Raw genomic sequence first — 22,851 nt, forward strand, 5'->3', positions numbered from 1 at the left:
AAATACTGGACGGATTTGCCATGACCTACCACCCCAAATCAGAATTTCTGAGCATTATGATCGAACGCGGCTTTCTGGCAGACTGCACCGATTATCAAGAGCTGGACGATGCTTTGATCGCAGGCGTGGTGCCGGGTTATATCGGTTATGACGCCACCGCCGCCTCGCTGCATGTGGGGCATCTGATGAATATCATGCTGCTACGCTGGTTCCAGAAAACCGGACATAAACCGATCACCCTGATGGGTGGCGGAACCACAAAGGTGGGCGATCCCAGTTTCCGCGCCGATGAACGCCCGCTTCTTAGCCCCGAGCAGATCGATGCAAATATCGCCGGGATGCAAAAGGTGTTTGAGCGTTACCTGAGCTATGGCGATGCGCCTGCAGATGCAATTATGCGCAACAACGCCGAATGGCTGGACGATCTCAACTACCTCGACTTTCTGCGCGATATCGGGCGGCACTTCAGCGTCAACAGGATGCTGAGCTTTGAATCTGTCAAGTCCCGCCTTGATCGCGAACAATCGCTCAGCTTTCTGGAATTCAACTACATGATCCTGCAAGCATATGATTTTCTTGAATTAAACCGCCGGTATGGCTGTCTGGTTCAGATGGGCGGCTCTGATCAATGGGGCAATATCGTCAACGGGATTGATCTGACCCGCCGGGTGCTTGATCAGGAAATCTATGGCTTGACGACGCCGCTGCTGACAACATCGGACGGGCGCAAGATGGGCAAAAGTCAGGGCGGCGCGATCTGGCTGGATGGCACGATGCTCTCGCCTTACGAGTTCTGGCAATTCTGGCGCAACACGACTGACGCCGATGTGGGCCGGTTTCTCAAGCTATACACAGAACTTCCCGTGTCAGAATGTGACCGCCTTGGGGCTTTGGAAGGGTCCGAGATCAACGAGGCGAAGATCATCCTCGCAAATGAGGTCACAGCCCTACTGCACGGGGGCGAGGCTGCCAAAACCGCCGAGGCCACCGCCCGCGAGGTGTTCGAAAAGGGCGGCACCGGGGACGATCTGCCGACCCTGACGCTAAGCCTGCAGGATATGGGGGATGGTATCTCTGTCACCCAACTTCTGGTCCGCTCGGGCCTTGTGGGATCCGGCAAAGAAGCCAAACGCCTGATCGCCGAAAACGGTGCCCGATTGAACGATGAACCTCTGACAAATGCGGGGCTTATCATCACACGGGACCAGCTGGAACAGCCGCTAAAACTTAGCGCTGGAAAGAAGCGCCACGCATTGGTGACGCTGGGCTGACACCGCCATTGTTCAAAAACACCTGCGCCGGAGGCTGATATAATGCTGCGCGGCACCAGCCGCTCATTTTGAAACCTGCCAGGTCCCATTCGGGAAGAACGCCTGAAACGCAAAAGCGAACATCACGTCATGGGGCATATCCTTGCCCGTTGCCGTATCTCGCACGCGAATTGTCCCAACTGAGCGGCCCTTAGCGATGTTCCCCGCATCCAGTGCCGAGGCCTGCTCTCCGGCCCAGCTCAGCCGCACACCCGCTTCAACAACCTCCCGCTCTGCGGACAAGCGCGTCATCGGCCACGCATTGGCCCCAACCCGGATCACACGCTCCATCGGGTCAATTCCGTTGGGGGGCAGCTGGCCATCATACAGGAACGGGCGGTCCGAGCTGTCATAGTTCACGTAAGGGTTGAAGCCGTAATTGCCGCCCCGACGCGGCGCATTCAGCACCAGCGCTTCGGGATTACGCGCCTTGAAGTCGGCCCAGCTTTCCATCCAACTTGGCAGCTGTTTCAAACGATCCCCTGCGTGTCGTCCGACAATCCCTTGCCCAATCGCCTGCTGCCACCAGCTTTCCGTTTGGTGATCATACATCACCATATCAGAATGGCGCAATTTCCCCGTAACACCAAAGGTCCGCAGCTTGCCGTTCACCCGCCGGTCAAACACCATGGCCGAGTTGCAGAGCGGGCAGAACGTCACCGCCACCGGCAGCCCGCCGATCCGGTCATTAACGATCTCATGCACCATAAAATAGCGGATCGGATAGGCGCGCGGCACTTGATCTTTGATCTCTAACGCGATCACCGGCTCCCGATCCGACAGGCGGGTTTCATTGGAAACTTTGATAAATGTGGGCTCCATGACGGCCGGAATGCCGTCTTTGCCCGGCCCACCCGAGCGGATCGAGGACAGCTCGACCGTTGTGTTGCCAAAATCAGTCTTCGGCCATTCGCCATTTTTCCAGTAGGACGCAGCATCCTGCGCCACTGCGGTGCCAACTACTAAGCTGGCGATAAGTGCTGCCAATAGAAAACGGGCCATGATGATCTTCCCCAAACAAGGTAGCTCATCATGGCCCGAAAAATCTTGTATCGCCTAGCCTGCTTCACGCAGACTTGAACTTATGTCAGTCTGTGACGCGCACCGCTTTCATCACATCCGGCTCGCCGATCACGGCCCCGTTTGGCCCCTCGCCCAGCTTGATTGCATCCACCACATCCATACCTTCGGTCACTTTGCCGACAACGGTATATTCCCCGTTCAGAAATGCACCTTCGTCGAACATGATAAAGAACTGGCTATTGGCCGAATTCGGATCCTGCGCGCGTGCCATGCCCACGACACCCCGTTCAAAAGGTGTGTCCGAGAACTCGGCTTCCAGATCAGGCCTGTCCGACCCGCCCGTGCCCGCCAGCCGCATGTCAGCGCCAAGCTTGCCGTTCTGCACGTCACCTGTTTGCGCCATGAAACCCTCGATGACCCGGTGGAACACCACATCATTATAAACGCCGTCTGCCGCCAAAGCGGTAATCTGCTCGACATGTTTTGGCGCGATGTCTTCAAACAGATCGATCTTGATCGTCCCGTTGGCAGCACCTGCCACATCAATCTCTAGGCCAGAGGCAGTGGCGGGACCTGCCATCAGGCAAAGCACAACAGCCAGCCTACGCATCGGCGGCCACCTTGACAGACAGCATCCGGTCCGGATTCATCGGTGGCTCCCCCCGCGCGATGGCATCCACATGCTCCATCCCAGAAATCACACGACCATAGACCGTGTATTGGCCGTTCAGGAAATCATTATCCTTGAAGTTAATGAAAAACTGGCTGTTCGCAGAATCCGGGTTAGAGGAACGCGCAGCGGCCAGCGTTCCACGTGCATGGGGCAGTTTAGAGAACTCAGCGGGCACATCAGGCAGGTCTGAGCCACCGGTGCCTGCCAGACGAATATTGAAATCTTTCTCGAAATTGCCGTTCTCTACATCACCCGTTTGCGCCATGAACCCGTCAATCACCCGATGAAACACCACGTTGTCATAGGCCCCGGCCCGCGCCAGTTCCTTCATGCGTGCGGTGTGTTTGGGGGCTACATCGGCCAGCAGTTCAAGCGTGACCGTGCCATCTTTAAGCTCGATCAGAATAGTGTTCTCGGGATCTTTGATTTCGGCCATGCCGACGCTCCTTCATAAAAATTTGCGCCAACCTAAACCAGTGGCAGCGGGTGTAAACCCCTTCAACTGAAGCGGTCTGTCAACGCGCCATGCACCGCCGGGGAAACAAAATTAGATACATCCCCATTCAGTCGCGCGATTTCCTTGACCAGTTTGGAGGCAATAGCCTGATGCTGCGCCTCTGCCATCAAAAACACGGTTTCGATACTATCATCCATGGCGCGATTCATACCGACCATCTGATATTCATACTCAAAATCCGCAACAGCACGCAGGCCCCGGATAATAACAGTTGCACCAACATCATGGGCGCAATGGATCAACAAGTTATCAAACGGATGCACAACCACCTCGCAACTCAGATGCGCCGAGAGCGATGCCGCTTCAGCCTCGATCATCGCCACGCGTTCCTCAAGAGAAAAGAGCGGCCCCTTGTCACGGTTGATCGCGACACCGATTACCAAACGGTCCACTAAGGAACACGCCCGGCGGATAATATCGATATGACCCAATGTGATTGGATCAAACGTGCCGGGATACAGACCAATGCGCATCAGGTGCCCCTTTTGTCAGATATCATGGGGCGCACGCAACAATATTGCGCACCGGAAATCAAGCGCCCGGCGTTATTTGCGCGAAATATCTCTTCTCTGACGCAATAATAGTAGTCCTTGGAATGAAAACTTTACCCTGAAATCAGCTTCCGCTAAACATTGCTTCCACTTCAGCCTGAGTCATGTTTTTTGTTTTATTCGCAAAGCTATATCCTTTGGGCTTAATGTCGATATAAAGCTGCCCTGTCATCTCCAGATCGCCATATTCATCCAGCGTGCCCGCCCCCATATGATAGGTGCCGTTATATGGCCCCGGCGCTGTGACACGGTAATACATATTCGCTCCGCATTTTGAGCAAAACGCCCGCTCAGCCCACTCAGAAGACTTGTACGTCGTCAAATTATCGGCCCCTTTGAAGCTGATCTCTTCCGGTTTGACCGCCATGCCGAAAAAGACACCACCGCTCCACCGTCTGCACATGGAACAGTGGCAGGCGCCGAAATCATGTTTATCCGCTGAAATCGCATAGCTGACTGCGCCACAAACGCATTTACCGCTCAAGGCCATACACTTTCTCCTTTTAAGATTAAGGCGTTAGTACCCCATAATCATACCTTCAAGGGCATCCTTTTCCATTGCCAGTTCGCTCAGGCGCGCCTTGACCACGTCACCGATGGTAATCAGACCCACCATCTGACCGGATTCCAGAACCGGCATGTGGCGGAATCGCCCGTTGGTCATCAGGCTCAGCACTTCGTCGGCGCGGTCATTGCAACTGCAGGTCACAAGATTGCGGGTCATCATATCAGACACCTTGTCCTCCAGACAGCCCGGTCCACGCTTGCCGATCTCGCGCACGATGTCGCGCTCTGACAGAATACCCTGTGCTGTCTTGCCATCACTGGACACCACGACCGAGCCAATCCGGCGTGCTGACAACAGGTTCGCAGCCTCTGCGACGTTGGCTTCGGGGGCTATTGTGACAACCCCATCATCCGCCTTCAGTTTCAGAATTTGACTTACAAGCATCTGATCCTCCCTTCAGAATTTTATTCACTGTATCATAAATCTGCGCATTTTGGGCGTTTTCATCAAGTAAGGTCTTCCAGACGTGTCACTTCCTGCCGGATACGGCTGACAAGCTGGTCTGCAAACCGGTTTAGTCGCGCGATTTTGCGGTCATCTGCATGGCGCACCAGATAAAAGCTGCGTGTCAGCGAAAATTGGCTGGCCAGCACTTTACGCATCGCAGGCGCATAGGGCAGCGCGAAGTCATGAGCGATGACCACCCCTGCCCCGCTGCGCGCCCAATTGAACTGAACAGAGGCCGAGTTTGACGCGAAGTCCGTGCGCTGTACGCCAATCTTGGAAAGGTAATCCAGTTCCTTGTCGAAAATCAGGTCCGAGATATAGCCAATGACCTTATGGTGGCTCAGATCGGTAAGACAGGTCAGCGGCGGCGCGTCTGCCAGATAGTCCTCGGACGCTGCAAGGTGCAGGTGGTAATCTGTCAACTTCTGACTGATCAGCCGCCCGGTTTGCGGTGCAGACACAGTGATAGCCATATCCGCTTCGCGCTTGGACAGGTTGAAAACACGGGGTAACGCAACAATTTGTACGTCCAGACCGGGGTTGTCTTTGCAGATGGCCGTGCAGACCTGTGGCAGAAGGTAATTCGCGCACCCGTCCGGCGCGCCCAGACGGATCTGCCCTGACAGTCCCTCGACCGCGCCACGTACCACATCGCGGGCCCCTATGATCGCGCGCTCAACCTCGATGGCCCGGGCCATCAGGCGCTGGCCTGTATCCGTCAAAACGTAGCCCTGCGGCGATTTCTGAAACAGGGGCGCGTCAAGATCAGCCTCCAGCCGGGCAATACGGCGGCCCACTGTTGCAGGATCAAGGCGCAAGGATTTTCCCGCGCCCGACAAGCTTTCTTCACGCGCGACCGCCAGAAACACGCGCATGTCGTCCCATTTTGGATCAGCCATTATATCCTTGCAGTTTTGCAAAATGCTTTTGGAAAACTGCCCCTTTTCCCGACAAAATTGCAAGACTAAGATGCACAAAGAAATCAGGGAGAATTCCATGCAAGAGCTGACCCATTACATCGATGGTGCCCATGTCAAAGGCACATCGGGCCGTTTCACTGACGTTTTCAACCCGGCAACAGGCGAGGTTCAGGCCAAGGTGCCGCTGGCCTCTAACGCTGAACTGGCAAAAGCAGTCGAGGTTGCCGCAAAAGCGCAACCTGCATGGGCTGCCGTCAACCCGCAACGCCGCGCGCGGGTGATGATGAAATTCGTGGACCTTCTGAACCGCGACATGGACAAGCTGGCAGAAGCGCTGAGCCGCGAACATGGCAAGACGCTGCCCGATGCCGCGGGCGATGTGCAGCGCGGGCTTGAGGTTGTTGAATTTTGCATCGGCGCGCCGCATCATCTTAAAGGCGATTTCACCGATAGCGCAGGCCCCGGCATTGATATGTATTCGATGAAGCAGCCCTTGGGCGTCACCGCCGGAATTACCCCGTTCAACTTCCCCGCCATGATCCCGATGTGGATGTTTGCGCCTGCGATTGTGTGTGGCAATGCCTTCATCCTCAAACCGTCCGAGCGTGATCCGTCCGTGCCGCTGATGCTGGCCGAACTGATGGAGGAAGCGGGCCTGCCCAAAGGCATCCTGCAAGTGGTCAACGGGGATAAGGAAGCCGTCGACGCTATCCTGCATCACCCGGTCATTCAATCCGTGGGTTTCGTGGGCTCGACACCGATTGCCGAATATATCTACGCCACCGGCTGTGCGAATGGGAAACGTGTGCAGTGCTTTGGTGGCGCAAAGAACCATATGATCATCATGCCGGACGCTGATATGGATCAGGCGGCTGATGCGCTTGTGGGCGCAGGATACGGTGCCGCAGGCGAGCGTTGCATGGCGATCTCGGTCGCAGTGCCTGTGGGCGATGATACCGCTGATCGTTTGATCGAAAAGCTGGCCCCGCGCGTGGAAGCTTTGAAAGTCGGTCCGTATACGTCAGGCAAGGACGTCGATTACGGCCCCGTTGTCACCGCCGCCGCCAAAAGCAATATCGAGCGACTTGTGCAAACAGGGATCGACCAAGGAGCCAAACTGGTCGTAGATGGGCGCAATTTCAACCTGCAAGGCTATGAAGACGGCTTCTTCGTTGGTGCGCATCTGTTTGATAATGCCACAACCGATATGGACATCTATAAAACCGAAATCTTCGGCCCGGTCCTGTCTACTGTACGCGCACAAAGCTATGAGGAGGCCATCGGCATGGCCATGGATCACGAATACGGCAATGGCACGGCGATTTTCACCCGCGACGGCGACACGGCCCGCGATTTTGCCAACCGGATCAATATCGGCATGGTTGGTGTAAATGTTCCGATCCCCGTGCCGCTGGCTTATCACACATTCGGCGGCTGGAAGAAGTCGATGTTCGGGGATCTGAACCAGCATGGCCCGGACGCATTCAAATTCTACACGCGGACCAAAACGATTACCTCTCGCTGGCCATCCGGCATTAAGGAAGGCGGAGAGTTCTCGATCCCTGTGATGGAATAAGCCACTCAAAACACTTGATTTTCCATGGCGCGCCTGAAATGGTGAGCCATGGCACTCAACGAACCTGCTTTCACGCTGGGGATCGAGGAAGAGTATCTTCTGGTTGATCGTGACAGCCTGACCCTGTCAGAGGCACCGGATACCCTGATGGAGGCCTGCCGGTCATCCCTACAGGACCAGGTCAGCCCTGAATTCCTGCAATGCCAGATCGAAGTCGGCACAGCCGTCTGCAAAAACATCAGCGCCGCACGCGATGATCTGCGCAGGCTCAGATCCTGCGTTGCAACCGAAGCCGCAAAGCACAATCTGGCGCCCATCGCGGCATCGTGCCATCCGTTTGCGGACTGGAAGCAGCAACATCACACCAAAAAAGACCGCTATGATGATTTGCGACAGGCACTTGGGGGCGTGGCTCGGCGCATGTTGATCTGCGGTATGCACGTGCATGTGGGCATCGAGGATAACCGGTTGCGCATGGATCTCATGCCACAGCTCAGTTACTTTCTGCCGCATCTGCTTGCGCTGTCTGCATCCTCGCCCTTTTGGCAAGGGGACGATACCGGGCTGGCATCCTACCGGCTGACGGTCTTTGACAACCTGCCTCGCACAGGGCTTCCGCCACGGTTCGAAAGCTGGGCGGATTATGAGCGGACCGCACAGGTTCTGATTGATCTGGGTGTTATCGAGGACACGACAAAAATATGGTGGGATTTGCGCCCCTCACATCGGTTCCCAACATTGGAGACGCGGATTTGCGATGTATCACCCAGGCTGGAGGACACGCTCTCGCTGGCGGCACTGACCCAATCGCTTATGCGGATGCTTTGGCGGCTGAGGGCGCAAAACCTGCGCTGGCGTGCTTATGAGCGTTTCCTGATCGCTGAAAACCGATGGCGCGCGCAGCGCTATGGGATCAGCGAAGGCTTGATCGACTTTGGCAAAGGCGCTTTGGTCCCGTTTAACGAACTGCTAGATGAAATAATTGAACTGATCCACGAGGATGCCGAAACATTGGATTGCTTGGACGAAGTTCAACGCCTGCGCGATATTGCAGCCCATGGGACAAGCTCGGACCGACAACGCCGCGTTCTGCACATTGCACAAAAAGCCGGTGCGAATCGCCAGGAGGCCATGAAAGCCGTTGTCGAGCACCTAATTGAAGAATTCAGCGCTGATCTTTGAAGCGAATGCACGTCTGGCACGGTCACTTCTTGCATTACAGGCGTAACAACTGCGTGAAATAACGCATGAGTGTCATAATTTGGGGGTGACGAAGGCAGCAATTCATGTCTATTTCACTTGTTAACTTATGAATTGCAAATAGCCAAATAGGTGAGCCGACATGAAACTGACCCGCCGCACTGCCCTTATCGGGGCGGCAGCAACCTTAGCCACACCAGGATTGCTGCACGCCCAGAACGCTGCTCCGCTCGCGGCTCCTTTGGTGACACGCAACACGTCCTCCTTCACCAAACAATCTTGGCAGGACCATTTCAGCACGCTTGGCGTCGCGACGATTGTTGCAGACACGCAATCGCGCGCTCTGCATTATTGGAATGCGGATGGAACAGATTATCGCGTCTACCCGACATCCGTACCAAAGACGGACGAACTGACCCGCCGTGGATATACAAAAATCGTGCGCAAGAAAGTAGGGCCAACCTGGACCCCAACTGCGAATATGCGCGCACGTGATCCATCCTTGCCAGCGTTCATGCCTGCAGGTGAAGGCAATCCACTTGGCACGCATGCCATGTATCTGGACTGGTCTGCTTATTTGATTCACGGCACCCATGACACCCGTAAGATCGGACGCCGCTCTTCTTCGGGCTGCATCGGCCTTTATAACGAGAAGATCGCAGAGCTGTTTTCCATAACACCAGTCGGCACACAGGTGCGTTTGGTCTAAGCCGCCAAGGTTTCTTTGATACGATTTAAGGACAGGCCATTCCGGTCTGTCCTTTTTCATGTCATCCCCCACCACTGCCTGCTTGCAAAATCCCCGCAAGCACTTAGAATTAAACAAGCGTTCAATTCCAGTGGGAGGACAGGGATGGATTTCGCCCTGAGTGAAGAACAGACCGCCATTTTCGATATGGCGCGTGCATTTGGGGAAGAACATATTGCCCCCTTTGCACTGGAGTGGGAAAAATCTGGCGATATTCCCAAAGCGCTCTGGCCCAAGCTGGCCGAGCTCGGGTTTGGCGGGCTCTACGTCTCGGAAGATCACAGCGGATCAGGTCTTTCGCGGCTGGACGGAACGCTGGTCTTCGAAGCCCTGTCGATGGCCTGCCCTTCGGTCGCGGCGTTCCTGTCGATCCACAACATGTGTGCTGCGATGATCGACAAGTTTGGTTCAGACGCTTTACGGGACAAATACCTGCCAAACGCCCTGACACTACAGACCTTCTTTTCCTACTGCTTGACCGAACCCGGATCAGGCTCTGACGCAGCGGCCCTGAAGACCCGCGCCGAGCGGACTAATGACGGCTATTGCCTGACTGGCACCAAGGCATTCATCTCGGGCGGCGGATATTCGGATGCCTATATCGTGATGGCCCGCACGGGCGATGATGGGCCCAAAGGTGTATCAGCCTTGGTCGTTGATGACGGCAGTAAGGGGCTATCATTTGGCGGGCTCGAAGACAAAATGGGGTGGCGCGCTCAACCCACACGCCAAGTGCAACTGGACGCTTGCAAAATCCCTGCAGACAACCTGCTGGGCGAAGAAGGTAAAGGCTTCAGCTATGCGATGCAGGGTCTGGATGGGGGGCGCCTGAACATCGCCGCCTGCTCACTTGGGGCCGCACAAGCCGCTTTGGACAACACACTGGCATATATGGCCGAACGTCAGGCTTTTGGGAAAAGCATTGACCAGTTTCAGGCCCTGCAATTCCGCCTTGCGGATATGGAGATAGAGCTGCAAGCCGCACGGGTCTTTTTACGCCAAGCCGCCTGGAAACTGGATCAGCGCGCCCCCGATGCCGTCAAACACTGCGCCATGGCAAAGAAATTCGTCACGGATGCCGGATCAAAAATTGCCAATGACTGCCTGCAGCTGCATGGCGGCTACGGTTATCTGGCTGATTACGGGATCGAGAAGATCGTGCGCGACCTGCGCGTCCACCAGATTTTGGAAGGCACAAATGAGATCATGCGCATGATCGTGGCGCGCGGGTTGACTTCGTGACATCCTTGCCCGCCCCGAATTGGCTCTATCTTTGGCAGATTAAGCGAGAGGTAGATGCTTTAGAAAAAAGGCTGACCTCCACACAACCAACGGGCCATGCGCGACGGCACAAGAAGCATCTTTGGCGAAGTACCCGCCTCAACGTCCTTGGCGCACTCGCGGCATTTATTCTATGGGGCCTGTATCGACTAGACCCAGCTTCCGAACGCATGTTTATCGTAATGGGCGGCGCCACTGCCGCAGTGTTTGCCTATATTCAACTGCTGCTGTTTATTTGGTCGACCAGAACAGACCGAGTGCTAAGCTTGGGTAATCATTTCGAGGTTAAGAACTTGCTCAATGCGCGTCGCAAAGAACTGGATGATCTAAGATGACCGACATCAACATCCGCATCGAAGGCCGCGCTGGGCGGATCACGCTGAACCGGCCAGATGCCCTGAACGCACTGACCTATGACATGGTACTGGCGATAGAAACGGCCTTGGATGCATGGCGCGCCGCTGATCTTGATCTTGTGCTGCTTGACGCGGCGGGCACACGCGCCTTTTGTTCTGGCGGCGACATCACCGAGATGTATGCCAGCGGCAAACGCGGCGATCTGGAATATGGCCGCCAGTTCTGGCGCGATGAATACCGCCTGAATGCCAAGATTTTTGAATATCCCAAACCTGTTATCAGCTTCCTGCAAGGCTTCACTATGGGCGGCGGCGTTGGTGTAGGATGCCACGGGTCACACAGGATTGTTGGCGAAAGCTCTCAGATTGCCATGCCGGAATGCGGCATCGGGCTTGTCCCTGATGTGGGCGGATCGTTAATGCTGGCGCTGGCACCGGGGCGTTTGGGCGAGTATTTGGGCACGACCGGGTTTCGCATGGGACCAGCGGATGCCATTCTGGCCGGGTTCGCAGATCACTTTTTGCCTCAGGATATGTGGCAAGACGCAAAGGCCCACCTGATTGAAACAGGCGATCCCTCCACCTTAAACTTTGCCACGTCGCCCGAGGGCAAACTGCCTGCACTACGTCCACATATCGACCGCCATTTCGCGGGCGAAACCCTTGGCGATATAGCACGCAGTCTGGAAGCCGAAGAGAGTGAATTTACCCATGCCACGTTGAAAACCCTGTCCCGCAATGCGCCCTTAGCCATGGCGTGCACCGTTCAGATCATTCGCCGCCTGCGCTCGGCAAATTCTATTCGGCAGGCGCTTGATCAGGAATTCCGCTACACCTATCGCGCCATAAAACAAGGTGATTTCATCGAAGGCATCCGCGCTGCGATCATCGACAAAGACCGCCAGCCCAAATGGGCGCATGACAGCATCAAAGCGCTACCGGCCTTGACCATAACACAGATGTTGATGCCGCTCGGCACAGACGGGCTGAACTGGGAGGATATGACATGAAGATCGGTTTCATAGGGTTGGGCAATATGGGCGCCCCGATGGCTGTTAATCTGGCGAACGCAGGCCATGAGGTCACGGGATTCGACCTTACCGCCCCCTGCCCCGATGGTGTGACCAAAGCCAGCGATGCGGCAAGTACGGCACAAAATGCAGACGCGGTCATTACTATGCTGCCCAATGGCGACATCCTGCGCGCCGTGGCAGATCAGATCATCCCGGTCATGCAACAAGGCGCAGTACTGCTCGACTGCTCGACCGTCGATGTGGAAAGCGCTCGCGCAGTTGCAGCCCAAGCAGAGGCCGCAGGCCTGCTGGCCGCAGATGCCCCGGTGTCGGGTGGTGTTGGTGGTGCTCAGGCTGGCACGCTGACATTCATGGCGGGCGGCTCTGAAGCGGCATTCGAAAAAGTTGCGCCGCTTTTCGATGTCATGGGGCAAAAGGCCGTCCATTGCGGCCCGTCCGGCAATGGACAAGCGGCAAAGATTTGCAACAATATGATCCTAGGCGTCACAATGATCGCCACATGCGAAGCCTTTGCCCTTGCCGACAAGCTTGGCCTTGATCGGCAAAAAATGTTCGATGTCGTCTCGACCTCATCGGGCTACAGCTGGACTATGAATGCCTACTGCCCGGCACCCGATGTCGGCCCGCAAAGCCCTGCCGACAATGATTATCAACCGGGTTTCGCAGCCGAGCTGATGCTCAAAGACCTGCGCCTGAGCCAACAGGCGGCCAAGGCCGTTGATGCCGACACACCGATGGGCCAAAGCGCAACGGACCTTTATCAGAGCTTCGTCGAACAGGAAGGCGGAAAGGGCAAGGATTTCAGTGCAATGCTGCCAAGGTTCGTGTCGCGCGAACGCGGATAAATTAAGGCGCGGATTCAGCCATTAAGGTTGAACCGCAACCATAAAGAAAACAGCCCGCTCAAACCAGTTACCGAAAGTCTTCCTTATCAATGGCGGTTCGAGGGATTTTGGCTTCTTCAAAAACGAGGGACTCTGCTGGCAATGTGCGTTCCTTAAAACAGATACCACGTTTTGTTGCTTCTTTCTCGATGACAGAAAATATCTGGTCCACCTGTGGGGCCACGTCACAAGATGTAAAACGCCCTGCACTGCAAACTTGGTCATGTAATCGAAGCGTGCGGACAAAGGGGCAAATCACATCGGTTTCTAGATCGCCACCCTCGAAATACTTGGCATCTTCTTCCGTCCATTCGCCCCGTTCAATTTGAGCCATCGCATCATATAGCCCTGCCAGCTCAAATGCGAAACTGAAAAGCTCTTTCGCTTCATGATTGGAATAGACGATGCGGTTTATACGATACGGGTCGAGATCAAAATAATCGACTGTAGGATCGTCAAGCAATTTCGCTTGGACGTATAACCGCAGGCTTTCGGGATCATAAGGTACGGCTGCAAGCAAACGCTCCGCATATTTTAAGACTTCTGCCTCTGATGGGCGGTTTTTAGAGCGAATAATCCGTCTTCCATCCTCAAAGACATCTTCCAATTCAGGCTGCATCAGTTTTTTCAAAAATACCGGATTGTAAGGTTCATCAATGATCCGCTTCTTTGCCCTATTGTGTTCACGCTGCCAATGAAGGGTGCTTAGGAATTCAAACCCATACTTCTCGGCATAAAGACCATCGAAGAGGGAGGCACGGTCGCGATTTATGAAGCCTTCCTGGCTCAGGGTGTCATAGGCTAATTGCGCCACTTCGCGACTGGAATCGCGTTGAAGATTAAAGCTAAGAAACAGCCAGTTTAAATGCGGCAGATCACGGTGAGACAACCTTTCCACGAGCCAATCGCGTTTTTCTTTAAAAGGTCTCGCCCCCTCAAGCTTGCATGAGACAATGGGTTCGGGCACAGAATTTTCTATCTTACCTGCATATTTGTCACAAAGCGCTTCCACATACGAATATTCCCAGCCCCACCCCGGCAACATCATATCCCGCGCGCGGGATAAAGATCCGTAATTTAGATAGTCTTTCATAACGTCATCAAGGACATCGAGCGCATATCGCTGTTGGCCATTCGCATTTGCCAGTCGCAATATAGCATCTGATGCTTGTAGAAGGCGCGGTAGCTTTTGATAAGCTGTTTCAGCCAGCTTCCAAGCCTCGCCTTGCATGGCGTGAAAAATTCGTAAGGCATCCGGGTAAGTCTCGCGCACCGTTTTTTCACCGCGAATATCCCAACTGATCCGATAAAGCACCCAGGCCCGCGCTGTTTGTGCAAAAGGTGAGTCCGGCATAGCCGTCAACCATTTATGGGAAAAATCATATATTTCAGGATTGGCCCAACCAAAGGGCGCAAACTGAAGCCTTATGTGATCCGCCGAGACCTCGCCCGCAAGAAAGCGTTTTTGTTGAAGTGCGATATGGGCCTCAACCTGAGCAATATCACCAGCATAGATAAGGTCACGAACTTCATTGACGATTTCATCGTAATCCGTGTTGGCCATAGCACTAAAGGGTGCCAATACCCAGAAGACTAAAACGAGCGTTTTGAAAAACATCGGTATGCCCTTATTTCGGGATCGTAAGAATAACCTATTCTAACGCAATCTATGATTGCTGATAAGATTCCCCTTATAGAAAAATTTAAAATTCTTATAAATCCGGATAAATTGTTTGCAATTTTAAGGCCAGAGGGCTCAGGCCCACGCGCAAGCCACGCATGAAAGTATGTTCAAATGATGTAAACTGGCGCGGTTGACGGGGCTCGAACCCGCGACCCCCGGCGTGACAGGCCGGTACTCTAACCAGCTGAGCTACAACCGCGCGTGTGCTTGACCTTATGAACAGATAGCGGTGGCGCGGTTGACGGGGCTCGAACCCGCGACCCCCGGCGTGACAGGCCGGTACTCTAACCAACTGAGCTACAACCGCTCGCTACCCGCTGGAATATTCCAAGCGTGAGCGTCGTATTACGCGCGCGCCATTGCGCCGTCAAGCATAGAGCACGCTATTTTTGATATTCATATGCATGACCAACGCGGTGCCACAGAATTCTTCAAAAATCGCAACTGTTTCCCAAGATTCGCCATATTTTAATAGTGTACGGTTTGGAAACAATGTGGATTGAAGGCATAGCATGGCGGATTCAAGCGATACACAAACCTCACCGGCCACGTCTGGCCGTGTTGTGCCTGTTCTTTTCACGGCGACCATCTTTCTGTCGGCCTCTTTGCTGTTCTTCGTGCAGCCGCTGTTTACCAAGATTGTTCTACCCTATATCGGCGGCGCGCCGGCTGTGTGGACCACGGCCATGCTGTTTTTCCAGACGGTGCTGATCGCAGGCTATCTTTATGCGCATCTGTCCACGAAATACCTGCCGGTGATCGGACAGGTCAGCCTTCATCTGGTGCTCTGGGCTTTTGCGCTCGCGTTTCTGCCCCTGTCCATTGCCAGCGGTTGGAGCTTTGATCCGGACCGCTCCATCGCCACACAAACGCTGGTGCTGTTCGCTCTGGGCGTCGGGTTGCCCTTCGCGGTGCTGTCGGCCAACGCGCCGCTGATCCAAAGCTGGTACGCCAAAAGCGACGGACCTTCGGCGGATGACCCCTATTTCCTTTATGGCGCCTCGAACCTGGGCTCGCTAAGCGCTCTTCTGGCCTTTCCGCTGATTGCTGAACCGTTGTTCGGGGCGACGCAGATCGGCTGGGGCTGGGCCGCTGGCTTCGTTGCCCTGGGGCTGTTTCTGGGCCTCAGCGGTCTGGCGGCACGCAAAGGCAAGGCCGACACCCCGCCCGAAAGCACGGCACCAACCGAAGCCCCAAAGCTGCAAGATTACGCCTGGTGGCTATTTTTGGCCTTCATCCCGTCATCCCTGATGCTGGCCGTGACCACAAAGATCAGCACGGATGTCGGATCCTTCCCCCTGATCTGGGTGTTGCCACTGGCGTTGTATCTGCTGACCTTCGTGCTGACATTTACCAACAAACCCCTGATCAAGGGCGAGTTGCTGCGCTGGATGATGGTCATAGGCGTGGCAGTGTTCGGCGTCTTTATGATTGGACTGACATTCAGCGTATCTGTCCCAATCATCGTTGTCCTGCTTCTGGCCTTTTTCTTTATTGCCCTGAATGCCCACAAAATCCTCTATGACGCGCGCCCAGGCAAAGACAATCTGACGATTTTCTATGTCACCATGTCTGTGGGAGGAGCGTTAGGTGGGCTGTTCAATTCGCTTATTGCGCCCAATATCTTTGCGGATATTCATGAGGCAAGGATCACGATCTTATGCGCTGCAGCGCTGTTCTTCGTGAAAGCAGCCAGACCTACGCTCAACAGTATTGCAAGAGCCGTTCTATTGGGCGGGCTTGTTGTGTCCCCAATCATGTTCGGGTCGGTCTTTCAGGATGTTGTGGAAACTGAACACCTCATCATTCTTATGATTGTCCTGTTTCTTGTCATGGTCATTCTGGGCAACCGAAACGCAACACTTGTCACAGTCGTTACAACGATGGCGTTATTGTTCGGCGCTTTATTATCTTCTGCGGATATGGTGTTCAAAGATCGCAGCTTTTTCGGTAGCCACAAAGTTCGTAATGACGACGATATTCGTCTCTACACCAATGGCACGACCGTGCATGGGGCGCAGTTCGTAAGTGATCTGGATGCCGAGCGACCAAGGCCGCTTTATTACTACCATATTGACGGCCCAATGGGTCAGGTCATGAATTCAGATTTTGCAGCACAATCCTCGGATATCGGTATTGTCGGTCTGGGCGTTGGCGCTTTGGCCTGTTTCGCGCAACCGGGGCAAAGCTGGCAGTTCTATGAAATCGACGTGATGGTCGATCAGATTGCGCGCAATCCAGAATTGTTCACCTTCATGTCGAAATGTGCCGGTGACGCCCCAACGCATCTGGGCGATGCGCGGATCGTATTGGAACAACAGACCGACACAAAATACGACATTCTCGTCATTGACGCCTATTCTTCGGACGCTGTCCCAATCCACCTGACCACCAATGAGGCCATAGCTCTTTACCGGGACCGCCTGAAACCGGGCGGTGTGCTGGTGATGCATATCTCAAACAGATACTACGATATTTCGTTGCCTTTGGGGCGCAGTGCGGCCGATTTAGGACTTGCCGCACGGATACAACGCTTCCGCGGCACCCCCGGGAAACCTGAAAGCACACCTTCTGCGGTTGTGATCATGGCTAAAGACGAACAAAGCCTTACAGAATTTGATACGGATGATCGTTGGCAAGTTCTGGAAAGTGATGGCAAACGCATCTGGACAGACGATTTCGCCAACCTACTGTCAATTCTGTATTAGAAGAATGATGGTGGGTGATGAGAGACTCGAACTCCCGACATCTTCGGTGTAAACGAAGCGCTCTACCAACTGAGCTAATCACCCGGATCGAGGCGTGGCATAGCGCAGAACCGGGGCGGGCTGCAAGTGGTTTTACGCCTCGGACAAAATAGTTTCTTTTCCATCCTTCAGATGGAAAATTGCCCCTTGTGTCTGGGGCAATCTGATCATCGCCTCGTCCGGCAGACCAAGGGCCGCGCCACGCGTCATATTCAGGGTGACACCATGGGACACGATCAGGGTTGGCCCTGTGATCCGCCCAAGAACGCGCAGGCAGCGCGCGCGCAATTGATCCGCAGTTTCCCCGCCCGGCGTTTGCATGGAAAGTGCGACGATTGAAGGCGTTCGGGTAAACATATCAGGATATTCAGCTTCGAGATCACGCCAATAAAGCCCCTGCCAATCACCCATCATTACCTCGGACAGATCAGTGTCCTCTGTGTAATCCAGATCCAGTGGCGCAAGCGCAATCCGCGCGGTGGCCTTGGCCCGGCCCAACGGGCTGCACAACACTTTGAGCCCCTCAGGCAGGTCAAGCCCTGCCAGCAAACGCCCCTGAGCTTCGGCTTGACGTTTGCCCAGCGAGGTTAGTGGCGAATCCAGCCAGCCTTGCAAGCGGCCTGCAACATTCCATTCGGTCTGGCCGTGGCGCAGAAGGTAAAGGTCGGGCAGTGTCACGTGACGTTGTCGTGTCAGGCGTCATCAAGGGGCGGCGTTGCCCGAGGCGCAGTGGTAGCCGATTTTAGCTTCACGCGGCAGATCGCAAGCTTGCCATTTGGTGTCTCTTTCTCACGCACCACCTTGATCTTGCCAAGGGGTGCTGCCGAAATTTCAGCGCCATCATTGATCGCCCCAGACAGAACCCTCAGCGTCGCATCCAACACATGCCGGACGTCGCGCTTTTTCAACCCGCAATCCTGAACGATGCGCTCGATCAATTCTTTCTTGGAGACCTCTGGCCTGACAGGCTCTGCCTTCTGAGTTGCAGTCTCGGAGGGTTTGGCAGTTCGCTTCTTCGCGGCCACCGGCTTGGTGGTTGCCGCCTTCGTTGTGGAACGCGTTGTTCTGGTCTCTTTGGCGGCCATATCTGGAACCATCCCTTTTGATTTCTTCAGAGATTACTATCAAAGACACAGATCAGATGCCAGATATCATATAGCTCTATGGACTGTTTCGATTGGGTGCGTTTTCAGACCGTCCCGTTGTGCCTGCGTCAAAGCGGTTTCTGGCACAACATATGTGTGGATCGAAAAAACAATGGCCTGTGTTTGCGGTAAGCGCAGGATCGATTGACGCTCAGACCGTATGTAGCCACCCTCTTTGGGCTGGAGACGCGCGTCACCAACCCGTCTGGGTTGAAACAGCTCTGGGTCATCATAACGCAGCGCATTGGCCCGCCATAAAGGGGCGCTGACCTGCACACCGTCAAACAAGCGCTGCACCCGACGGGCCATTGCATCATCATATGACGCAACTGGCGCGTGGATGGCCGTAAGCGGCTTGAGAAACTTCTCGGCCAAGGTCCAGCTGGCCGGAAAGCACAGGATGGCCCCGGTCAGAATATGCTCATCCCCGGTTTTCTGAAGAAGGCAGAAATCTTCCTGCATCAGAGCGCCAAGGCTGAGCAGCGGGTTCAACTTGTCAGTGGTTACAACCACCCCATCCGAACGTTTGACCTGCTGGCCTTCAAGTCGAAATCCCAGGGATGGTGCCTGTTTCAGAACTAATGCCAGCAATTCCTGTGCCGCCGGTTCCGCCTCCGGGGTAAGCGCATGAACCTGCGCGCGGCATTCCGCCAGAAGGGTCGCGCGGCGCATCATCTGGGCGGCATAGGCGTCATCGATCTGCAGCCAATCGCCCATATCAAGCGGCCGTATGCCGGGCAAGCGTCGCGACACAGGGTCAAGCCATGGGGCAAATGGCAGGTGTTTTTGGCAAATGAGGCTCATATTTGCGTCTTAACGGAAAAGCCGCACAAGCGCGATCAGAGCGAAAAATATGTTAAGACTTCGCAAATCCACTCACCATACCGTGACATAGCTGACACACGCCTTGTGCTGATAGGTCCGCGCCCCTTAAGTCTGTGACAAGATCACAATACCGGATCAGCATTATGGGCATGGAAAAACTGAACTTCACCGGGCATTCCGGGGCAGAACTGGCCGCGCGGCTGGATATGCCCGAGGGACCGCATCTGGCAACGGCACTATTTGCCCATTGCTTCACGTGCTCCAAGGACATTGCTGCGGCAAAGCGCATTGCCGCGCGGCTTGCCGCGATGGGTATTGCCGTGATGCGCTTCGACTTCACTGGTCTAGGCCATTCCGATGGGGAATTCGAGAACACCACCTTCACCTCAAATGTGGACGACCTTGTTCTGGCGGCGGAACATCTGGGTACACTTGATAGGGCCCCTACCCTGTTGATCGGCCATTCCTTGGGCGGTGCCGCCATTTTGAAAGCAGCCGGGCGCATTCCTTCAGCAAAGGCCGTAGTGACCATTGGCGCGCCTTTTGATCCAGAACACGTGACCCATAACTTTGCGGATGCATTGCCCGACATACACGAAAACGGCGTGGGCGAGGTGACACTTGGCGGACGCCCGATCCGGATTGGGAAGGGGTTTATCGAAGACGTTAGCGCCGAAAATCTGGAAGCCGCAATTGGCAAGATGAATAAGGCGCTGCTGGTCTTGCACGCGCCAATGGACGCGATTGTCGGCATCCAGAATGCCACGCAAATTTTTATGGCCGCCAAACATCCCAAAAGCTTCATTACGCTGTGTGATGCAGATCACCTGATCACACGGCAACAGGATGCGGAATATGCGGCCGATGTTATCAGCGCCTGGGCGTCAAAATACATGGACCTGCGCCCGCCAGCCCCGCCAATTGGCGCCCCGGAAGGGATCGTGCGTGTGACCGAAGCTGACCCAAACGGTTTCCTGCAGGACATCAACGCAGGACCGCTGCATCACATCTATGCGGATGAACCCCTGGCCTATGGTGGCACCAACAAGGGTATGTCGCCTTACGGGTTTCTGGCCTCTGGCCTTGGCGCTTGCACATCAATGACAATCCGCATGTATGCGCGGCGCAAGAAATGGCCGCTGACCCGCGTTTGGGTGGATGTGACCCATAATGCAATGCATGCGCAGGATACGGACGGGCATTCCCGAATTGATCGGTTCAACCGCGAAATTCATCTGGAGGGCGACTTGGACGACAAACAACGCGCCCGCTTGTTGGAAATCGCCGACCGCTGCCCGGTGCACAAGACGCTGGAAACCGGTGCTGAAATCAAGACGGTGCTGGCAACCGACTAGATCCGGGGCTGTACAACGGAAATAGCCCGTTCTAGCTATCTGGAAAAATAGATAGGAGAACATCGTCATGACCAAGACATTGCTTGTAACCGGCGCCTCTTCCGGGCTTGGCGTCAGCGTTGCCGTTCAGGCAGCACTGGCCGGGTTTGAAACCTACGCAACCATGCGCAACCTCGACAAGCGCGACGCGTTGGATCCAGCGGCCAAAGCCGCAGGTGTCACATTGAATATCTTGCCGCTGGATGTAGAGGATAGCGCCAGTGTCGATGCAGCCGTGGCGCAAATCATTGCCGACCACGGACATATTGATGTGTTGGTTGCCAATGCGGGCGTGGGCTTTGCCCGCGCAACCGAACAGGCCACAGAGGATGATATAAAATGGGTGATGGACGTCAACTTCATGGGGTTGGTCCGCTGCACAAAGGCCGTTCTGCCCCATATGCGCGAGGCTGGCACAGGCCGGGTCATTGCGGTTTCTTCAGTGGGCGGGCTGGTGGGTCAGCCGTTTAACGAGATTTACTGCGCCTCCAAATTCGCAGTCGAAGGCTATATCGAAGGGTTGGCCAGCTATGCAGGCCCTGCGTTCGGGCTGCATTTCACCGCCGTTGAGCCCGGCGGGATTTCGTCGGAATTCGCAGCCTCGGCCATGAAACAGATCGAGCAAAGCGGCGGCTTGCGTGACGATGCCTACCTGCCTCTGATCCAAAAATACCTTGGCACCCGCCAAGAGCCTACGGACGGGATTTATCAAACACCCGATGAGGTCGCAGCGGTGGTCATGCGCTGCGCGACACAAGACAATCCGCCCGTTCGCATGCGAACCTCTGACTGGTCCGAAAAGTTCAGCCGCCTGAAGACAATAGGCGATCCGGACGGCAAGAAGTTGCAAGCCGAAGTGGTTGAGACCATGCTGGGCGGTCTGGATTGAACACAGGTTTTGCCGCCGAGGCTTTATGAAGCCCGGGCGGTGATCCGAAATTCTCTTTCGCTGAAAGTCATAAAGGAAAAGGCGGCGCCACCTTTGTAGGCTGCGGTTTCGCGTTCCGAAGGCGCTACCCCTCGGCCCTAGCGGGGTTTTACCCCCGATCTGCCAGCAGGTCCAAAGCCCCCCGATCCGAGGGCGCGAGAACCACATATCCTTTTCGCAGGGGTGTCAGCCCCGCTTGGTTAACCGAGGGTATGATATAAGGAGCATTCGTTAAGGTTTGCTGAGGGCTGCGTTCGCAGGTGTCAGCAGGGCTGTTCTGGACATTTGAATACGGACGGTTGGGTTGCTACACCCTCAAAATGAAATGCTCCTTCATCTCAGCACTTTTGATTGCGTTAGGTTTTTTCTCCGTCTCTTTGTTGTCGGAAATTCGAACAGTCCTGCCACATGTTCCGCTATTGGCTTCTATACTATTAGGCGTGGCCGCGCTTGTTCCATTTGTCCCATTGGGAATGGTGATTTTACGGATGGCCCGCGGCAGGCCACTTAACCGAATATTCTCAATCAGTGCAGCGGTTATCTTAGCGGTTGTGGGCGGTATGATCACGCTTTTAAGCGTCGCTCTTTCCGGAAGCGGAACGACACTTGCCTTGTTGCACGGCAGCGCATTGACAGTCGCAATTTCAGCTTCCGTGCTACTTTTGTCATCCAACAAAAGTTCCGACAGACTTTCCAAGCTGGTCAATGGCTTGCTTGCTTTTCCCACATTGGTCGCACTTTGGTCGCTCGGTTCCATGTTTGCCGTTGTCGTCAGTGCGAACGGGATTTCTCAGAACCACGACTTTTGCATTGCCACGCATAGCCCTCCTGCACGAATAGGATCATTCTCACAGCTAAGGAGGCTTTCATTCTATACGACTGCATCCGGATACAAAAGCACGTCCAAATGGTATTTTCATAGTATTTTGATCGTCAACAACGACGGGCAAGAACAAGTTTACAATTGGTCCCCCCGAAGATTGCGCTTTGAGAAGATCGAAAAACCAGAAATACTAATCCAACCACCACTGGGACTATGC

General features: G+C 54.9%; 24 protein-coding genes and 3 tRNA genes. 12 read left to right on the forward strand and 15 right to left on the reverse strand.

What is annotated here, in order from left to right; genetic code table 11:
* The first annotated feature begins 20 nt into the window (after positions 1 to 20).
* On the forward strand, positions 21 to 1,271 hold the full coding sequence (gene tyrS, locus ACZ1HF_RS04310; RefSeq protein WP_472656342.1) for a tyrosine--tRNA ligase: 1,251 nt from the start codon (positions 21 to 23) through the stop codon (positions 1,269 to 1,271).
* A gap of 63 nt (positions 1,272 to 1,334) precedes the next feature.
* Here tyrS and ACZ1HF_RS04315 read toward each other — a convergent pair whose 3' ends face one another.
* The 7 genes from ACZ1HF_RS04315 to ACZ1HF_RS04345 all read right to left on the reverse strand — a co-directional run bounded on the left by ACZ1HF_RS04315 (position 1,335) and on the right by ACZ1HF_RS04345 (position 5,988).
* Positions 1,335 to 2,312: a DUF3179 domain-containing protein gene (locus ACZ1HF_RS04315; RefSeq protein ID WP_472656343.1), complete on the reverse strand. Its 978-nt coding sequence runs from the start codon at positions 2,310 to 2,312 to the stop codon at positions 1,335 to 1,337.
* Positions 2,313 to 2,397: 85 nt separating this feature from the next.
* Complete coding sequence (locus ACZ1HF_RS04320; protein ID WP_472656344.1) at positions 2,398 to 2,943, reverse strand: peptidylprolyl isomerase; 546 nt, start codon at positions 2,941 to 2,943, stop codon at positions 2,398 to 2,400.
* Entirely contained in the window at positions 2,936 to 3,442 is a 507-nt protein-coding gene (locus tag ACZ1HF_RS04325; RefSeq protein ID WP_472656345.1) for a peptidylprolyl isomerase, read from the reverse strand. The genes ACZ1HF_RS04320 and ACZ1HF_RS04325 overlap by 8 nt, the downstream gene beginning before the upstream one ends.
* A gap of 62 nt (positions 3,443 to 3,504) precedes the next feature.
* Entirely contained in the window at positions 3,505 to 3,996 is a 492-nt protein-coding gene (gene coaD, locus ACZ1HF_RS04330; RefSeq protein ID WP_472656346.1) for a pantetheine-phosphate adenylyltransferase, read from the reverse strand.
* 142 nt (positions 3,997 to 4,138) lie between these two features.
* Positions 4,139 to 4,564: a GFA family protein gene (locus ACZ1HF_RS04335; RefSeq protein ID WP_472656347.1), complete on the reverse strand. Its 426-nt coding sequence runs from the start codon at positions 4,562 to 4,564 to the stop codon at positions 4,139 to 4,141.
* A gap of 27 nt (positions 4,565 to 4,591) precedes the next feature.
* The gene (locus tag ACZ1HF_RS04340; RefSeq protein ID WP_472656348.1) at positions 4,592 to 5,026 is read right to left on the reverse strand and encodes a CBS domain-containing protein; all 435 of its coding nucleotides are present in this window, start codon (positions 5,024 to 5,026) and stop codon (positions 4,592 to 4,594) included.
* Between the two features lie 62 nt (positions 5,027 to 5,088).
* Positions 5,089 to 5,988, reverse strand: a complete 900-nt coding sequence (locus ACZ1HF_RS04345; RefSeq protein ID WP_472656349.1) for a LysR family transcriptional regulator — start codon at positions 5,986 to 5,988, stop codon at positions 5,089 to 5,091.
* Positions 5,989 to 6,085: 97 nt separating this feature from the next.
* Here ACZ1HF_RS04345 and ACZ1HF_RS04350 point away from each other — a divergent pair, with 97 nt between their 5' ends.
* The 7 genes from ACZ1HF_RS04350 (at position 6,086) to mmsB (ending at position 13,049) form a co-directional block, all read left to right on the forward strand.
* Positions 6,086 to 7,585 carry a CoA-acylating methylmalonate-semialdehyde dehydrogenase gene (locus ACZ1HF_RS04350; RefSeq protein WP_472656350.1) on the forward strand — a complete coding sequence of 500 codons (1,500 nt, stop codon included), beginning with the start codon at positions 6,086 to 6,088 and terminating at the stop codon, positions 7,583 to 7,585.
* A 48-nt stretch (positions 7,586 to 7,633) separates the two neighbouring features.
* Entirely contained in the window at positions 7,634 to 8,767 is a 1,134-nt protein-coding gene (locus tag ACZ1HF_RS04355) for a carboxylate-amine ligase (RefSeq protein ID WP_472656351.1), read from the forward strand.
* 160 nt (positions 8,768 to 8,927) lie between these two features.
* Positions 8,928 to 9,494, forward strand: coding sequence for a L,D-transpeptidase (locus tag ACZ1HF_RS04360; protein WP_472656352.1), 567 nt, complete (start codon positions 8,928 to 8,930; stop codon positions 9,492 to 9,494).
* 144 nt (positions 9,495 to 9,638) lie between these two features.
* Positions 9,639 to 10,775 carry an acyl-CoA dehydrogenase family protein gene (locus tag ACZ1HF_RS04365; RefSeq protein WP_472656353.1) on the forward strand — a complete coding sequence of 379 codons (1,137 nt, stop codon included), beginning with the start codon at positions 9,639 to 9,641 and terminating at the stop codon, positions 10,773 to 10,775.
* Positions 10,772 to 11,149, forward strand: coding sequence for a hypothetical protein (locus ACZ1HF_RS04370; RefSeq protein WP_472656354.1), 378 nt, complete (start codon positions 10,772 to 10,774; stop codon positions 11,147 to 11,149). The genes ACZ1HF_RS04365 and ACZ1HF_RS04370 overlap by 4 nt, the downstream gene beginning before the upstream one ends.
* Complete coding sequence (locus tag ACZ1HF_RS04375) at positions 11,146 to 12,180, forward strand: enoyl-CoA hydratase/isomerase family protein (RefSeq protein WP_472656355.1); 1,035 nt, start codon at positions 11,146 to 11,148, stop codon at positions 12,178 to 12,180. Before ACZ1HF_RS04370 ends, ACZ1HF_RS04375 begins: the two co-directional genes overlap by 4 nt.
* Entirely contained in the window at positions 12,177 to 13,049 is an 873-nt protein-coding gene (mmsB, locus tag ACZ1HF_RS04380) for a 3-hydroxyisobutyrate dehydrogenase (protein ID WP_472656356.1), read from the forward strand. The genes ACZ1HF_RS04375 and mmsB overlap by 4 nt, the downstream gene beginning before the upstream one ends.
* A 67-nt stretch (positions 13,050 to 13,116) precedes the next feature.
* On the opposite strand, the gene ACZ1HF_RS04385 is transcribed toward mmsB, so the two are convergent.
* Positions 13,117 to 14,181, reverse strand: coding sequence for a hypothetical protein (locus tag ACZ1HF_RS04385; protein ID WP_472656357.1), 1,065 nt, complete (start codon positions 14,179 to 14,181; stop codon positions 13,117 to 13,119).
* A 276-nt stretch (positions 14,182 to 14,457) separates the two neighbouring features.
* On the opposite strand from ACZ1HF_RS04385, the gene ACZ1HF_RS04390 reads away from it, so the two are divergent.
* Positions 14,458 to 14,685 (forward strand): hypothetical protein, encoded by a 228-nt coding sequence (locus ACZ1HF_RS04390; RefSeq protein ID WP_472656358.1) that lies wholly within the window; start codon positions 14,458 to 14,460, stop codon positions 14,683 to 14,685.
* Positions 14,686 to 14,894: 209 nt separating this feature from the next.
* Here ACZ1HF_RS04390 and ACZ1HF_RS04395 read toward each other — a convergent pair.
* Together ACZ1HF_RS04395 and ACZ1HF_RS04400 are read right to left on the reverse strand one after the other, a co-directional pair.
* A tRNA-Asp gene (locus ACZ1HF_RS04395) sits at positions 14,895 to 14,971 on the reverse strand.
* 31 nt (positions 14,972 to 15,002) lie between these two features.
* Positions 15,003 to 15,079 (reverse strand) — tRNA-Asp (locus ACZ1HF_RS04400).
* A gap of 205 nt (positions 15,080 to 15,284) precedes the next feature.
* Here ACZ1HF_RS04400 and ACZ1HF_RS04405 point away from each other — a divergent pair.
* A complete protein-coding gene (locus tag ACZ1HF_RS04405) occupies positions 15,285 to 17,480 on the forward strand; it encodes a fused MFS/spermidine synthase (protein ID WP_472656359.1) in 2,196 nt (731 codons plus the stop codon).
* A gap of 8 nt (positions 17,481 to 17,488) precedes the next feature.
* Here ACZ1HF_RS04405 and ACZ1HF_RS04410 read toward each other — a convergent pair.
* From ACZ1HF_RS04410 to ACZ1HF_RS04425, 4 genes are all read right to left on the reverse strand, one after another.
* Positions 17,489 to 17,564: transfer RNA gene (locus ACZ1HF_RS04410), tRNA-Val, on the reverse strand.
* A gap of 48 nt (positions 17,565 to 17,612) precedes the next feature.
* Entirely contained in the window at positions 17,613 to 18,197 is a 585-nt protein-coding gene (locus ACZ1HF_RS04415; RefSeq protein WP_472656360.1) for a histidine phosphatase family protein, read from the reverse strand.
* A 14-nt stretch (positions 18,198 to 18,211) separates the two neighbouring features.
* Positions 18,212 to 18,604, reverse strand: a complete 393-nt coding sequence (locus tag ACZ1HF_RS04420; protein ID WP_472656361.1) for an HU family DNA-binding protein — start codon at positions 18,602 to 18,604, stop codon at positions 18,212 to 18,214.
* Between the two features lie 66 nt (positions 18,605 to 18,670).
* Positions 18,671 to 19,468, reverse strand: a complete 798-nt coding sequence (locus ACZ1HF_RS04425) for a heme-dependent oxidative N-demethylase family protein (protein WP_472656362.1) — start codon at positions 19,466 to 19,468, stop codon at positions 18,671 to 18,673.
* Positions 19,469 to 19,632: 164 nt separating this feature from the next.
* On the opposite strand from ACZ1HF_RS04425, the gene ACZ1HF_RS04430 reads away from it, so the two are divergent.
* On the forward strand, positions 19,633 to 20,844 hold the full coding sequence (locus tag ACZ1HF_RS04430) for a bifunctional alpha/beta hydrolase/OsmC family protein (RefSeq protein ID WP_472656363.1): 1,212 nt from the start codon (positions 19,633 to 19,635) through the stop codon (positions 20,842 to 20,844).
* A gap of 67 nt (positions 20,845 to 20,911) precedes the next feature.
* Positions 20,912 to 21,772: an SDR family oxidoreductase gene (locus tag ACZ1HF_RS04435; RefSeq protein ID WP_472656364.1), complete on the forward strand. Its 861-nt coding sequence runs from the start codon at positions 20,912 to 20,914 to the stop codon at positions 21,770 to 21,772.
* A 346-nt stretch (positions 21,773 to 22,118) separates the two neighbouring features.
* On the opposite strand, the gene ACZ1HF_RS04440 is transcribed toward ACZ1HF_RS04435, so the two are convergent.
* Positions 22,119 to 22,568, reverse strand: coding sequence for a hypothetical protein (locus ACZ1HF_RS04440; RefSeq protein ID WP_472656365.1), 450 nt, complete (start codon positions 22,566 to 22,568; stop codon positions 22,119 to 22,121).
* Positions 22,569 to 22,851: the final 283 nt, after the last annotated feature.

This window comes from Litoreibacter sp. GN1-5, assembly GCF_055693805.1.